The organism is Micromonospora sp. NBC_01699, from assembly GCF_036250065.1.
Taxonomy (GTDB): Bacteria; Actinomycetota; Actinomycetes; order Mycobacteriales; family Micromonosporaceae; genus Micromonospora_G.
Genome location: NZ_CP109199.1, coordinates 2,011,080 through 2,024,610, shown reverse-complemented (window position 1 = coordinate 2,024,610; position 13,531 = coordinate 2,011,080). Strand labels below are relative to the sequence as shown.

At 71.4% G+C, this 13,531-nt stretch carries 14 protein-coding genes; 5 read left to right on the top strand and 9 right to left on the bottom strand.

From position 1 onward, the window contains the following. The first annotated feature begins 191 nt into the window (after positions 1 to 191). Entirely contained in the window at positions 192 to 959 is a 768-nt protein-coding gene (locus tag OG792_RS09120; RefSeq protein ID WP_329108786.1) for a hypothetical protein, read from the top strand. Positions 960 to 1,128: 169 nt separating this feature from the next. Here OG792_RS09120 and OG792_RS09115 read toward each other — a convergent pair whose 3' ends face one another. Together OG792_RS09115 and OG792_RS09110 are read right to left on the bottom strand one after the other, a co-directional pair. Beyond that, the gene (locus tag OG792_RS09115) at positions 1,129 to 4,761 is read right to left on the bottom strand and encodes an ABC transporter ATP-binding protein (protein ID WP_329108785.1); all 3,633 of its coding nucleotides are present in this window, start codon (positions 4,759 to 4,761) and stop codon (positions 1,129 to 1,131) included. Positions 4,762 to 4,842: 81 nt separating this feature from the next. Next, positions 4,843 to 5,550, bottom strand: coding sequence for a hypothetical protein (locus OG792_RS09110; protein WP_329108784.1), 708 nt, complete (start codon positions 5,548 to 5,550; stop codon positions 4,843 to 4,845). A 120-nt stretch (positions 5,551 to 5,670) separates the two neighbouring features. Between OG792_RS09110 and OG792_RS09105 the strand changes: the two genes are divergently transcribed. Beyond that, positions 5,671 to 6,384, top strand: a complete 714-nt coding sequence (locus OG792_RS09105) for a hypothetical protein (protein ID WP_329108783.1) — start codon at positions 5,671 to 5,673, stop codon at positions 6,382 to 6,384. Positions 6,385 to 6,432: 48 nt separating this feature from the next. Here OG792_RS09105 and OG792_RS09100 read toward each other — a convergent pair whose 3' ends face one another. After that, entirely contained in the window at positions 6,433 to 6,729 is a 297-nt protein-coding gene (locus tag OG792_RS09100; RefSeq protein WP_329108782.1) for a hypothetical protein, read from the bottom strand. Between the two features lie 99 nt (positions 6,730 to 6,828). Between OG792_RS09100 and OG792_RS09095 the strand changes: the two genes are divergently transcribed. After that, positions 6,829 to 7,131 carry a metal-sensitive transcriptional regulator gene (locus OG792_RS09095; protein WP_329108781.1) on the top strand — a complete coding sequence of 101 codons (303 nt, stop codon included), beginning with the start codon at positions 6,829 to 6,831 and terminating at the stop codon, positions 7,129 to 7,131. Positions 7,132 to 7,338: 207 nt separating this feature from the next. On the opposite strand, the gene OG792_RS09090 is transcribed toward OG792_RS09095, so the two are convergent. After that, positions 7,339 to 7,563, bottom strand: a complete 225-nt coding sequence (locus OG792_RS09090; protein WP_329108780.1) for a hypothetical protein — start codon at positions 7,561 to 7,563, stop codon at positions 7,339 to 7,341. A gap of 312 nt (positions 7,564 to 7,875) precedes the next feature. Here OG792_RS09090 and OG792_RS09085 point away from each other — a divergent pair, with 312 nt between their 5' ends. Next, entirely contained in the window at positions 7,876 to 9,033 is a 1,158-nt protein-coding gene (locus OG792_RS09085) for a ricin-type beta-trefoil lectin domain protein (protein WP_329108779.1), read from the top strand. 45 nt (positions 9,034 to 9,078) lie between these two features. Here the strand turns inward: OG792_RS09085 and smpB are convergent, their stop codons facing one another. After that, complete coding sequence (gene smpB, locus OG792_RS09080) at positions 9,079 to 9,636, bottom strand: SsrA-binding protein SmpB (RefSeq protein WP_329108778.1); 558 nt, start codon at positions 9,634 to 9,636, stop codon at positions 9,079 to 9,081. Positions 9,637 to 9,681: 45 nt separating this feature from the next. After that, complete coding sequence (locus OG792_RS09075) at positions 9,682 to 10,563, bottom strand: alpha/beta fold hydrolase (protein ID WP_329108777.1); 882 nt, start codon at positions 10,561 to 10,563, stop codon at positions 9,682 to 9,684. 222 nt (positions 10,564 to 10,785) lie between these two features. Between OG792_RS09075 and OG792_RS09070 the strand changes: the two genes are divergently transcribed. After that, the gene (locus OG792_RS09070; RefSeq protein WP_329108776.1) at positions 10,786 to 11,364 is read left to right on the top strand and encodes a TetR/AcrR family transcriptional regulator; all 579 of its coding nucleotides are present in this window, start codon (positions 10,786 to 10,788) and stop codon (positions 11,362 to 11,364) included. 68 nt (positions 11,365 to 11,432) lie between these two features. On the opposite strand, the gene OG792_RS09065 is transcribed toward OG792_RS09070, so the two are convergent. The 3 genes from OG792_RS09065 to OG792_RS09055 form a co-directional block, all read right to left on the bottom strand. Then, complete coding sequence (locus tag OG792_RS09065) at positions 11,433 to 11,639, bottom strand: hypothetical protein (RefSeq protein ID WP_329108775.1); 207 nt, start codon at positions 11,637 to 11,639, stop codon at positions 11,433 to 11,435. 109 nt (positions 11,640 to 11,748) lie between these two features. Continuing rightward, positions 11,749 to 11,958: a hypothetical protein gene (locus tag OG792_RS09060; protein ID WP_329108774.1), complete on the bottom strand. Its 210-nt coding sequence runs from the start codon at positions 11,956 to 11,958 to the stop codon at positions 11,749 to 11,751. A gap of 68 nt (positions 11,959 to 12,026) precedes the next feature. Continuing rightward, positions 12,027 to 13,466, bottom strand: a complete 1,440-nt coding sequence (locus tag OG792_RS09055; RefSeq protein ID WP_329111171.1) for an MFS transporter — start codon at positions 13,464 to 13,466, stop codon at positions 12,027 to 12,029. Positions 13,467 to 13,531: the final 65 nt, after the last annotated feature.

Here is a 13,531-nt window from a genome sequence, read left to right as displayed (position 1 = left end):
CGTACCGCCCCCGCTGCGGTGCGGCCCGTCCCGTCGCTGGGCCGGGGCTGTCGACGGCGGGCTCGGCGATCACCGCCGCTACTGGTCCTTCGGCGCCTCGGCCGGGCAGACCATCGACGTCGTGACGGGCGTCGGCAGGCCCCGCCGTGGGTAGTAGCGGCGTACACGTCCGTATCGAGGAGGCGACGAAGGTGACCCGTACGTTGGTCCGGGGTGGCCGGGCGGCCGGTGGCCTGCTCGCGGCCGCCATGCTGGTTTCCGGCTGTGTCTGGCACGACGGCCGCTGGTCGGACGACGGTCCCGACCGCGGGCCGTACCCGGCGGTGTCGGGTGAACCGGACCGGCCGGCGGACCACGTGGCCAGCGGGCCCCGCAACGACCGCCGGGAGGCGACGCTCGACCTGGTCAACGGCTCCGACGCGGTCCGGGTACGCGCCGCCGACCTGGGCACCGACCTGTACCGGATCTCCACCGCGGAGGATGCCAGGGTGCGGCCGTCGGTGCAGGTCGACGGGGACACCGTGCTGGCCGGGCTCGCCGGCACCGGTCGGGGCGGGCCGGCGATCGTCACCGTCCTGCTCAGCGACGCGGTCCGCTGGCGAATCCGGCTCGGTGGCGGTGCCGGCGAGGAAATCGTCGACCTGACCGGTGGCCGGGTCGCCGAGGTCGAGTTCAGCGCCGGCACCAACCGCGCCGAGCTGACCCTGCCGCCCCCGACCGGCACCGTCCGGGTGGTGATGAGCGGTGGAGCCAGCCAGTTCCTGGTCCACCTGACCGGCGACGCACCGGCCCGGGTACGCGCGGGCGGCGGCGCCGGCACCGTCACCGTGGACGGCGTCAGCCGCTCCGGAGTGGCCGGCGGCACCGTCATCACCCCGCCATCCTGGGCGAACACCCCCGACCGCTACGACATCGACGCCACCGCCGGCGTCTCCACCCTCACCATCAACCGCCCCTAAGCCCCCTCCTCCCCCTCCCTCCCCCGAAGACGGCGGCGATCTTGCACTTGTGGCTGTACACAAATCGGATTAGTAGCACTAATTGGGCGCCACAACTGCAAGATCGCCGAGGAAATCGGGGGAGGGAGGGGGGGGGAGGAGGGGGAGGGGGAGGGGAGGGAGGGGAGGGTTAGCCGGCTAGGTGGCTCCAGTGGGGGGCTAGCTGCTGCCAGGTTCCCTGGGCTACTGCTGTGCCGTCGATCAGGACCAGTACGTGGTCGGCCTGGGCGAGTGCGGCTCGTTTCGAGGTTGATCCGACCACGGTCACCCCGTGGCCGCGCAACGCCCGCCACAGTTCCAGTTCGGTGGTGACGTCCAGGGCCGAGGAGACGTCGTCGGCGATCAGCAACTCCGTACGCGGTGCCAGGGCGCGGGCCAGGGCCAGCCGCTGCAACTGTCCACCGGACAGCCGCGTTCCCTTGTGCCCGATGAGCAGTCCGAGTCCGCCTCCGGCCGCCGCCAGGTCGTGCTCCAGCTGGGCGGTCGAGACCGCGTCGACGGCGTCCACCTCGTGTCCGAGCCGGATGTTGTCGGCGACCGTGCCGGAGAGCACCCGTGGGAGCTGGGCGACGTACCCGACCTGGTTGGGGCGCAGGAACAGTTCCGGCTCGGTGACCGGGTGCCCGTTCCAACGCAGTGCCCCGGTGTGGTGCACGATCCCGGCCAGCGCCCGCAGCAGCGAGGACTTGCCGGCCCCGACCGGTCCGACGACCAGCACCAGTTGTCCGGTCTCGACGGTCAGGTCCACGTCGTGCACGCCGACCGTCCCGTCCTCGTGGACGGCGCTGAAGCCGACCAGGTCCAGCCGGCGCAGCGGGTGCCGGGGCGCCACCTCCGGCGCCGGGGCGCTGCCCTCGGAGAGGTCCACCCCCGGCACCATCGTCGAGTACGCCCCGACCCCGGTCATCGCGACCGTACGCCGGGTCCAGACCCGGGCCGACGGCAGTTGCGAGACCAGGGAGGCCGTGGTCCAGGCGAACCAGCGCACGGCGCCGAGGGTGGAGACCGCCACCAGGGTCGCGCCCGACGACAGCGAACCGTTGAGGTAGAGCGCCCAGGCGGCGATCGGCAGCAGCCCGCCGATCATCGAAGGGGTGGACCGGGCCCACACCTGGGTCGAGATCTCCCGGCGCTGCCGGTCGCTGCGGACGATGTCGAGTCGGGCCAGGTGGTCCAGCACCGACCGGGTGGCGCCGGCCAGTTTCACCGTACGGGCCGCCGACAGCGACGAGACCAGCGCGGTCGCGAACGCGGCTCGGGCGGCGACCGTCTTGCGTGCCGACCGTTCCAGCAGCGGCCCGAACAGGGCTGCGGCCAGCCCGGAGAACAGGATCGTGCCGCCGAAGAAGAGCGCCGGTACGGGCGTGCCCGACACCACGGTCATCGAGATCAGCAGTACGAAGCAGGCCGCCTGGTCGAGCAGGTTGTCGGCCAGCATCACCACCCGTTCGGTGTCGCCGCCCTGGGCGACGACCTCGGCCGGGGTGTGCGAGCTGACCCGGCGCGCGCCGGTCTGTCCGTGCACCAGCCGCAGGCTGATCCGCAGCATCTGCCGGACCCACCACTCCGGGAACCACCGCCCGGTGTAGTACGACATCGGCACGACGACGACCAGCCCGGCGACGATCCCGACGGACGGCCAGAACGGGTCGCCGATGCCGTTGACCAGGTCGGCCCAGAGCCACGGCAGCACCGCACCGTCGAGCCCGAGCAGCACCATGAACAGGAACATGCCGAGCGCGCCGAGCCCGAACCGGGGGTCGTTGCCGGCCAGCCGGAAGATCTCCCGCACCGTACGCGCACGCGCCGGTTCGGGCAGCGGCGGCGGCTCGGCCTTCGCCCGTACGACGCCCGGGGTGACCGACGGCTGGTCGACCACGGCCGTGCCGACCCCGTTCGAGGGCACGGGGGTGAGGGCCGGGGCGGGTTCCGTCCGCAGCCGGGTGTCGCCGTCGGGTACGGCCAGCGCCAGCCCGCCACCGACCGCGCCGGCACCGCCCCCGACACCCGCCCCGCCGGCACCGCCCCCGACACCTCCGGCGCCGATGCCGATCTCGACCCGGCGGATCGGTTCCAGTTCGGTGTGCAGGGTGTCCTGGGTGCTGGCGAGCAGCCGGGCGAAGCGCTCCGACTCGCGCAGCGGTCCGGCCTCGACCACCTCGCCGTCGGCGAGCACCACCACCTCGTCGCACCGCTGGACCGACGAGAGCCGGTGCGCGATGACGATCCCGATCCGGTCGCGCAGCAGTCGTTCGGTGGCCGCCTGCACCCGTGACTCGGTGACCGGGTCCATCCGGGCGGTGGCCTCGTCGAGGATCACCACGTGCGGGTCCCGGACCAGGATCCGGGCGAACGCGACCAGCTGCTCCTGTCCGGCCGAGAGCACGTGTCCGCCCTCGCCGAGTTTGGTCTCGATCCCGTCGGGCAGGTCGGCCACCCAGGCGATCAGGCCCAGTTCGTGCAGCGCTCGGGCGGCCGACTCGTGCAGGTCGGGGTCGAACAGGGCGACGTTCTCGGCCAGCGTCCCGGCCAGGATCTCGGTCCGTTGCGGAACCACGCCGATCCATCGGCGCAGTCCCTCGATGTCCAGGTCGCACAGGTCGGCCCCGCCGAGGAAGACCGCGCCCCGTGGCACGTCGACGGCCCGGGTGAGCACCTTGGCCAGGGTCGACTTGCCGGAGCCGGTCCGCCCGATCAGGGCGTACGAGTGGCCTCGGGTGAAGGTCAGGTCTACGTCCCGCAGGGCCAGCCGGCGTCCGCTGTCCGACTCGGCCGTGCCGTAGCCGAAGGTGAGGCCGCGTACCTCCAGGTCGCCGTCGACCGGGGCGTTGCCGCCGGTCGGCTCCTGCGGTGAGTCGCGCAGCAACTGCACCCGGCCCCAGGCGCCGAGCGCGTACTGCAACTCGGGCACCATTCGGCTGACGTGCTCGACGGTCGCGCCGAAGGCCAGGGCGAGCAGCCAGACGGCGGTCAGCCGGGCGCCGTCGATCCGGTCGGTGGTCAGCGCCCAGACCCCGCCGACCACGACCGCCGCGATGCCGGCGCGGGTGACGCCGACGGCGACGGTGGTGACCCGGGCGGACAGCACCCACACGATCCGTCCCCGGGCGAGGACCCGGCTGGCCCGCTGGGCGTACATCCGCAGCACGTACGGCCGGGCCAGGCTGGTGCGGATGTCGTCCTGGCCGTGGATCGACTCCTCCATCACCGCGGCCAGGTCCGACCAGGCTTCCTCCTCCCCCATCCTGGCCGGTCCGATCCGCTGGGTCGGTTTGGCCAGGCCGACCGCCAGCAGCGCGGCGAGCAGCAGCATGGCGACTCCGGCGGGCCACCAGACGCCGACCGCGACGGCTATCGACAGCAGCCCGACGGTGAGCATCTGCGCGATCCGTACGCCGCTGCCGCGCAGTTCGGCGGCGACCTGGTAGACGTCGCCGTCGATCCGGTCGAGCAACTCCCCGACCGGCGTGGTCTCCAGTCGCGGCAGGTCCTGTCCGAGGGCGACCCGGCAGAGCCGGCGCCGGACGTCGGCGGCCCAGTCGGCGGTCAACCCGGCCGTGACCAGGCCCACCACCAGGTCGCTGAGCACGGCGACGACCAGCGACACGGCGAGCACCGCGAACAGCGTGGTCGAACGGTTCAGCAGCACCGGCCCGGCCAGCGCCGACGCGGCGGCCTGTCCGGCGGCACCGAGCACGATGAGGCAGGCCACGGCCGCGACCCGGCGCGGTGAGGTGGCCCACAGATCGCGGAGCAGGCGCATCGAAAAGCTCCCGGACGTCGTGGGCGGAGCCTCCAGCCTGGCCGGAAATCCGGGATCACTCAACGCAATTACCGCGTGGGGTCAGGTGACGATGTTCACCGCACGGGCGATGATCAGTGCCACGACCAGCAGTGATACCGCCGACTGGAGCATCATCGCCGTCTTGGCCCAGCGGCTGAGCGGCAGCGTGTCGGTCGGGCTGAACGCGGTCGAGTTGGTGAACGCGACGTACAGGTAGTCGAGGAAGACCGGCCGCCAGTCGTGCGGCGCCAGGTCCGCGGCGGTCATCTGCGGAAAGAGCAGATCAGGGTACGGGCGCCGCACGTTCGCCCGCGCCGCCGGCCCGCCCCGGTCGAGTTCCCAGTACCAGAGCGCGAAGACGATCACGTTGGTCAGCCAGATGGCCGCCCCGCTGAGCAGGACGGTGCCGGGGTTCTCCGGTCGGGCACCGGCCACCAGCAGGATGATCAGCCGGCCGGCGGACCAGATCACGGCGATCGTGGCCACCGCGACGAGCGCGAGTTCGACCACGCGTACGGCGGCGGACTCGCGGTTCATCCTGAATGGGTTCACCACCAGCAGGACCACCAGCAGGGTCCCCTCCACGGCGGGGAGCAGCCACCTCGGGCTGAACGCGAGCTGTGGCGGGGTGACCAGTTGCAGCACTATCGCGGCGGCGATGACCAGGGTCACCGGCCAGCGGTGCTCACCCGGATGCCGCCGCCGCCAGGCCGGTACGGGGTGTGCGGGCGTACCGGGTTGCCGGTCCGGCTGTGCCTGCCCACTCATCCTGGCATTGTCACCCGCCACCGGGCCCCGTTCACCGATCGGGCGGTGGTTCTCCCGGATTCGTGCCGCGTACGGTCCGTACCCGGTCGGGGAGATCTCGCCGGTCGCACAGTAACGGGCATGACCTCGTCTCGTGGCCGCGTCGCCGGCCTGCTCGTCAGCCTCACCGCCGTTGTCGCGTTGGGCGCCGGATGCGGCGTCATCAGCACCGTGCAGAACGCCGTCGACACCGCCGGCGCGCTCTCCGAGTTCGCCGACCGGCTCGGCAAGGCCGCCGAACTGACCTATACCGCCGAGTACCGGCTTGTCGGCGCCGAGCAGACCAGCATCACCCTTGCCCAGCAGCCGCCCAGGTCGGTCCTGGTCAACGGCGACGGTCGGCTGGTCACCACCCCCGAATTCATGATCATCTGCGATGGCACCGAGTGCCAGCAGGCGCCGAACAACGCCTCGGCCGGGCCGGACGCCGCGGTCGTCGCCGGGGTGGCCGGGCCCGGATTCGTCACCCCGGAACTGGCCCTGGGTCTGGTGGCCGCCGCCGCGATCGTGCCGAACACCGATGTGGACACCTCGGAGAAGAGAATCGCCGGACAGGACTCGCTCTGCGCGGACGTCACCGGGATCAAGGACCCGCAGGGCGGTACGGACGAGCTGCTCCAGGACTTCTCGGTCTGCGTGACCGAGTCCGGCGTACTGGCGTCGTTCTCCGGAAATTCGAACACCGGTGAGCGGGTGTCGCTGGAACTGGTGAAGTTCACCGAGTCCGTGGACGAGAAACTGTTCGCACCGCCGGCCGGCGCCAACCTGGTGGACGTGACCGGACTCGGGCGGTAACCCGGTCCGGTGTGGGCCCGGCCGCGACGGCGGCCGGGCCCACGGCCGTCACTGCCGTTCGGAGCTGAGACGGACCCGGCGCAGCAGTTGGGCGTTGAGCGCGACCACGATGGTCGCGCCCAGCGCCTCGGCCGACCCGTCGCCGATCCGCACCAGGTGCAGCACGGCGGCACCCCGCCGCGACCAGCCGTCGGTGGTGGCGACCAGCTCGTCCGGCACCCGTACGTCGAGTTCGCGGAGCAGGGCCGGGCCGCCGACGGCGTACTCGTGGCCTTCGACGGTGGCGCGGACGCCGCGCCCGGTCAGCGACCTGAAGTCGGTCGCGGCGGTCCGGTCGGCTCGCATCCCCCGCACCTCCTCGGCGTCAGCCCCCCGAGGTATACCCCCCGGAGGTATTGGACTGAGACCGTAACATACCCCCTGGGGGTTAGCTACAGTTGAGGGATGACCACTCCAGCCCCTCCCCCGACCCGTGGCTACACCGCCAGCAAGGACCAGCTCCTCTCCCGGCTACGACGCGTCGAGGGGCAGGTTCGTGGCGTCGAGAAGATGGTCGAGGACGACCGCTACTGCATCGACGTACTGACCCAGATCTCGGCCGTCCAGGCCGCCCTGGACAAGGTCGCGCTCGGCCTGCTCGACGGCCACGCCCGGCACTGCATGCACGAGGGCGCCGCCGAGGGACACGCCGACGAGATGGCGACCGAGATGATGGCCGCCGTCGGCCGCCTGATGAAACGCGGCTGACCGCCGGACGTCCCGTCCCCCGTACCGGTCGGCCGGCGGGGGCAGCGCAAGCCATCGGCCGGTCCCACGGCGGTCTGACCACCGCTCACACAACACCTACCGCGCCCAACTCGCGGATGCGCCGATCCACCCGGTTGCCCGGACCGGCGCCACTGCTCCACGCGCCGTACGTGGTCGGCAGGATCGAATTGACGAGCACAAATGGCACTAGAACATGGCGACCGGGTTGGTGGCGCTTGACGTGACGCCGACGAAGCGCCACGGCAGCATCGTGAACAGGAACTCCCAGCGCTTTTCCGCTGCGCACACCCCGGCGAGTTCGGCGAGTTGCATGTTGTCGATCAGCCAGAGCCCCAGGGCGACGAGCGAGACGACGTGGATCGGCCGGATGAGGTCGAGTGTGTCGAAGCCGGACGGCAGTTGGTGGCTCATGTCGGAGTGTTCCTGGCGTACCGGGTCCCTCGGCTCGGACGCACTGCGCGAGCACATGACCGAGTCCGGACGCCGCCTGCTACAGGTTCGTCGCCGATCGACCAATCCCGCAAAATTCGTGCCGGCCGTCGATGGCGGTGGACCGTTCGGCGCAGTGGCGACGGCGTTCGTCGGCTCCGCACCGCCGATGGGCTCGCGCCGGACCGCGGCCATCGCGAAGTCTCGATACAGCCGACCGTACCGGCGCTTCCGCTCTAGCCCAGCGGTGTTTCGCGCCACCGTCCCCGGTCGGCTCCGACGAGAGGACCACCCATGCGATGGAACGGACGCCGGCTCGCCACCGCCGGCCTCGGACTCGCCCTGACCACCGGTCTCGCCCTGGCCCAGGCAATTCCGGTGCAGGCCACCCCCGCCCGGTCGGCCCCGACCCAGGCGGCGCCCGTGGCGCTGGCCGAATCCAACGGCGGGGTACGGGTCATGCCGCTCGGTGACTCGATCACCGACGGCTTCAACGTGCCGGGCGGGTACCGGATCAACCTGTGGCAGCGCTTCGTCAACGGTGGGCACACCGTCGACTTCGTCGGGTCCGGCTTCAACGGGCCGGCGAGTCTGGGTGACCACGACCACGAGGGGCACTCCGGCTGGCGGATCGACCAGCTCGACGCGAACATCGTCGGCTGGCTCCAGGCGACCAACCCGCGTACGGTGCTGCTGCACATCGGCACGAACGACATGAACCAGAACTACGACGTGCCGAACGCACCGGCCCGGCTCTCCGCGCTGATCGACAAGATCCGGTTGAACGCGCCCACGGTGGAACTGTTCGTCGCCACCATCACCCCGGAGACCAATCCCACGCTCCAGGCGCGGGTGCAGGCGTACAACGCCACGATCCCGGGGATCGTGGCGCAGAAGGGGCCCCGGACCCACCTGGTCGACATGTTCTCGGCGCTGACGACCGCCGACCTGGCCGACGGGGTGCACCCGAACGCCGCCGGTTACGACAAGATGGCGGCCCGCTGGTTCACCGCGCTGCAATCCGTACCGGGAAGTCTGACCCCGCCGGGCGCGCCGCCGGTCGGCACCCCGGTGTCGCTGGTCAACCCGCAGTCCGGGCGGTGCCTAGACGTTTCCGGGGTGAGCACCGTCGCCGGCGCGCAGGTGCACCTCTGGGACTGTCACGGCGGGACCAACCAGCGGTGGACCCGGACCGCGAGCGGTGAGTTGCAGGTCTACGGCAACCGCTGCCTGGACATCTCCGGCAGCGGCACCGCCAACGGCACGAAGGTGCAGATCTGGACCTGCAACGGCACCGGCGCGCAGCGTTTCACCTTCGGCACCGACGGCTCGCTCGTGGTGCCCGCCTCGGGTAAGTGTGTCGAGGCGGCCGGCGGCGGCACCGCCAACGGCACCCTGGCGCAGCTCTACACCTGCAACGGCAGCGCCGCGCAGCGCTGGTCGGTCCGCTAGTCGAACGATCGGGGTGGGGTGCGGTCCGGCCGCCTCCCACCCCGGTCAGGTCCGTTGCCGGCTCTGGCCCTTGAGGTGGCGGCTCAGGGCGCGGGCCATCTCGCGGTTCGCGTCCCGCTCGGCCAGGGTCTGCCGCTTGTCGTAGGACCGCTTGCCGCGGGCGAGGCCGAGTTCGACCTTCGCCCACCCATTACTGAAATAGATCGACAACGGTACGAGGGTGAGGCCGGGATCGCGTACCCGGTCCAGGATTTTGTTGATCTCCGTACGCCGGAGCAGCAGCTTCCTGGTTCGGCGCGGCTGGTGGTTCGTCCAGGTGCCGTACGCGTACTCGGCGATGTGCAGCCCGTACAGCATGAGCTCGCCGTTCAGCTCCTGGGCGAAGGCGTCCACGAGTGAAGCCCGTCCGGCCCGCAGCGACTTGACCTCGGTGCCGAGCAGGGCGATGCCCGCCTCGTACGTCTTGAGGATCTCGTAGTCGTGCCGCGCCTTCTTGTTCGAGGCGATGAGCTTGCGCTCCGGTTCCCTGGACGCGGCTGCCTCCCCCGACGATTTTCCCGGACCCGTGGATCCGCCCGGCCGGACCCGGCACGGAGTTACCAAGATACTGCGCTTCCGGTGACCGGTCGGCGCCCCACCGGCGGCGGATCAGTGGCCGGTCAGCACCTCGGCAAGCCACGGGCGGATGACCGGGAGCACGTTCGCCGGCTGCATGGCGGCGGTGTGGTCGAGCCCGTCGAGCACCCGCACCCGCCAGCCGAGGGCTTCCAGCTCCGCGCGCCGGTTCACCAGCGGCCCGGCCATGTCCACCGTCACGCCGCCCCAGCGCTCGCCGTACGGGATCTGGTCGGCCGAGCCCGCGAAACAGAGCCGGGGGCAGGTGATCCGCTCCTGGGCCGCCTGGTCGTCGAAGCCGCGCAGGGCCAGGTACAGGGTCATGAACTGCCGGGTCTGCGCCTCGGTCAGCGACACCTGCACGGTCGACCAGTCGACGTCGCCGGCCCCGGTCCAGGTGTCGTCGGTGGCGACGGCGTCCGGCTGGTTCACGACCGGGTCGGCCGGGGTCGGGGACGCCAGCGCGTGGGTCGCGGTGGTGACCGCGAGCATTTCCGCGTACGGGCCGTCGATCGGCGGGAAGCCGCCCATGACCAGCGCCGACAGGCGATCGGTACGCAGTGCCAGGTGCAACCCGCTCAGCGCCAGCCACGAGTACCCGTAGTACGCGAATTGTCGTGCGCCCACGGCGTCGGCGATGGCGAGCAGGTCGGCGGCGATGGTGTCCGGGGTCAGGGTGTCCGGTTTCGGTATCGCCTTCAGGTGGCCCTCGTAGTCGAACGCGACCACCCGGAAGGTGTCGGCAAGCCCGTCGACCAGGTTCCGGCCGAGCGCCGGGTCGACTCCCCAGCGGCGCAGCTCGTCGGCGGCCGGTCCCTCGGTCGGGCGCGGGTCGACCGGCAGCAGCACGGTCGGTCCCGCCCCGCGCACCTCCACCTCGATGGTGCTTCCGTCGTGCAGGGTCGCCTCGGGCATGCGTCGTCTCCACTTCCGCTCACAAAGGGCCACAGAATTCCGTACGGGGTAAGCTATTACCCCGCAGGGACATTACCTTACGGCGTAAAGAGTCGTCTCGACACCCGCCGGAGGCCCGCCCGGTCCGGCATGTCCGGCAGATCACATGCGCGTCGCGACCAGACAGACCGTTTTGTTCACCTGGCGCCCCGACCGGGGCGGCCGGTCCAGTAATCTCGGAGCATGTCCGTGACAACCACCGGTCGCTCGTCGGCCAGGCAACGCCTGCTGGCCGCCGCCGACGAGCTGTTCTACGCCGAGGGTGTGCACTCGGTCGGCATCGACCGGGTGATCGAGCACGCCGGCGTCGCCAAGGCGACCCTGTACAACGCGTTCGGCAGCAAGGACGAGCTGATCAAGGCGTACCTGCTGGCTCGGCACGCCCGCCGGCAGGAGCGGGTGGCCCGCTGGCTGGCCGGGGTGGAGTCCCCCCGCGAGCGGGTCCTCGCCGTCTTCGACGCGCTCAGCGAGGCGTTCGCCGAACCCGGCTTCCGTGGCTGCGCGTTCCTCAACGCCAGCGCCGAGGTCGCCCCGGGCGGCAAGGTCGGCGAGGTCTGCGAAACCTCACGGGGCTGGGTCCGGTCGACCTTCCGGCAACTCGCGGCCGAGGCCGGCGCCACCGACCCGGACGGCCTGGCCCGGCAACTCGTCCTGCTCTATGACGGCGCGTCGGTCGCCGCCCAACTCGACGGCAACGTCGGGGCGGGCGCGGTGGCCCGTACGGTCGCCGAGACCCTGGTCGACGCCGCGACCCGGCGCTGACCGGGACCGACGGACCCGAGGGCCCACCGCCCGACGGCGCGGCACCGCACCGTCGGGCGTAGGGGCGATCAGTCGGCCAGGGTCGCGATGGACTGCGCCCACCGGAAGTACTTGTTGGTGCCGAAGTCACGAACCGTCTTGATGCCGAACGCCTTGAGCAGCAGCTCAGCGTCGCCGGCCGAGACGCCCTCGATGGCGGTCACCGGTGCGTCGGCGATCTCCTGTGCGCTCTTGCCTTCCCACGCCTTGGAGAGCTTCTTCTCTAGTCCCAGCATCCGTGTGTCCTCCTTAGACAGCCCGGCACCGCGCCGAGCCGCCGGAAGACTACGACGATCCGGTCTTACCCGCCAGTCGACCATCAAAGCGACACCGGCCCCCGACGGATCAGTCCGTCGGGGTCACCGTCTGCTCCGAGGTACGGTGCTCGACCACCGATCCCGGACCCGTCGGAAGCCCGGCGGTACGCCGGTCGGAGTCGGCGAGGATCGCCTCGGCCTGCGCCAGCGGATCCGCGCTGCCCACCGCCCGTTCCTCCGGCAGCAGATACTCGGCGCGCCGCTCGACCTGACTGCGGTCACTGCTCTCTGCACTCATACGGGGTACCCATACCCCCGGCCGGCGACCACGACACCCGTCGCCGGCCGGGTGACGACCGCTCACCGTCAGCCGGCGACCTCGGCCGGTGTCGGTACGGGAGCGGGCTCGCCGGTCCCCGCCGCCCGACCGGCCCGCAGGCCGAAGGCGGTGACGATCGCCCCGACCAGCACCAGGGCCACCGGGACGAGCAGCGCGGACCGGAGCGCATCGAGCGCCACACCGGGTGAGTCGTGCTCGCCGAGCGCCGCGACGGTGACCGCGGTGACCGCCGACAGGCCGAGCGCGGTACCGAACTGCATGGCGGTGTAGAGCAGTCCCCCGGCGAGCCCGTGCTCGGACTCCTCGACGCCGTCCGTCCCGGCCATCGTCAGCGGCCCGTAGACCAGGGAGAAGGAGAGGCCGAGCAGGAGCATCGTCGGGACCATGGCGGCGTAGGTCCAGTCCGGTCCGACCGGCAGGAACAGCGCGTACGCCAGCACGGCAAGCAGCAACCCGCCGAACAGCACCCGTACGTTGCCGAACCGGTCGACCAGGCGCGGGGCGAGCAGTGGGGACAGGATCAGGTCCAGACCGATCAGCAGCATCGCCAGCCCGGTTTGCAGGGCACTCCAGCCGCGCAACTCCTGTAGGTAGAGCGTGACCAGGAACTGGAAGCCGGCGAACGCGCCGAGGAAGAGCAGCGCCGCCACGTTGGTACGGACCAGGGTCGGATTGCGCAGGATGCCCAGCCGGACCAACGGGTTCGCCGAACGCCGCTCGATCGACACGAACACGGCCAGCAGCAGCAGGCCACCGAGGAACATGGCGGCCGTACCGGCCCTGCCGTCGGCGGGACGTTCCAGCCGGACCACGCCGTACGCCAGCAGTAGCATCGCCCCGGCGACGCTGACCGCACCGGCCAGGTCGAACCCGCCGGCCGGGCGTTGCCGCGCACCGGAGTCCCGGACCAGGGGAATGGCCGCGGCGAGGATCAGCGCCGACATGATGACCGGGGCGAAGAACACCCACCGCCAGCCGATCGAGGTGAGCAGTCCACCGGCGACCAGACCCAGGCTGAAGCCACCGGCGGCCATGCCGGCGTAGATGCCCAGCGCCCGGTTGCGCTGCGGCCCCTCGGGGAAGTTGGTCGTCACCAGGGACAGCCCGGCGGGAGCCAGGAACGCGGCCGCGACACCGGTGACGAACCGCGCCACCAGCAGCATCCAACCCTCGGTGGCGAACCCGCCGAGGCCGGAGAAGACGAGGAAGACGACCAACCAGGTCAGGAACATCCGCCGGCGGCCGAGCAGGTCGGCGGCCCGGCCACCGAGCAGCATGAAACCGCCGTACCCGAGCACGTAGGCGCTGACCACCCCGCTGAGCGTCCCGGTGCTCAGGCCCAGGTCGGCCCGGATCGCCGGCAGCGCGACGTTGAGCATCGCGACGTCGATCCCCTCCAGGAAGATCGCCCCGCAGAGTACGAACAGCACGGCACGGGCTCGACCGTCCATCCGCTGATTCGACATGGACACCAGCCAACTCCTCCAGCGATGGCGGGACCGGCGTCGGTTCTTCCGACGACTGCCGGTTC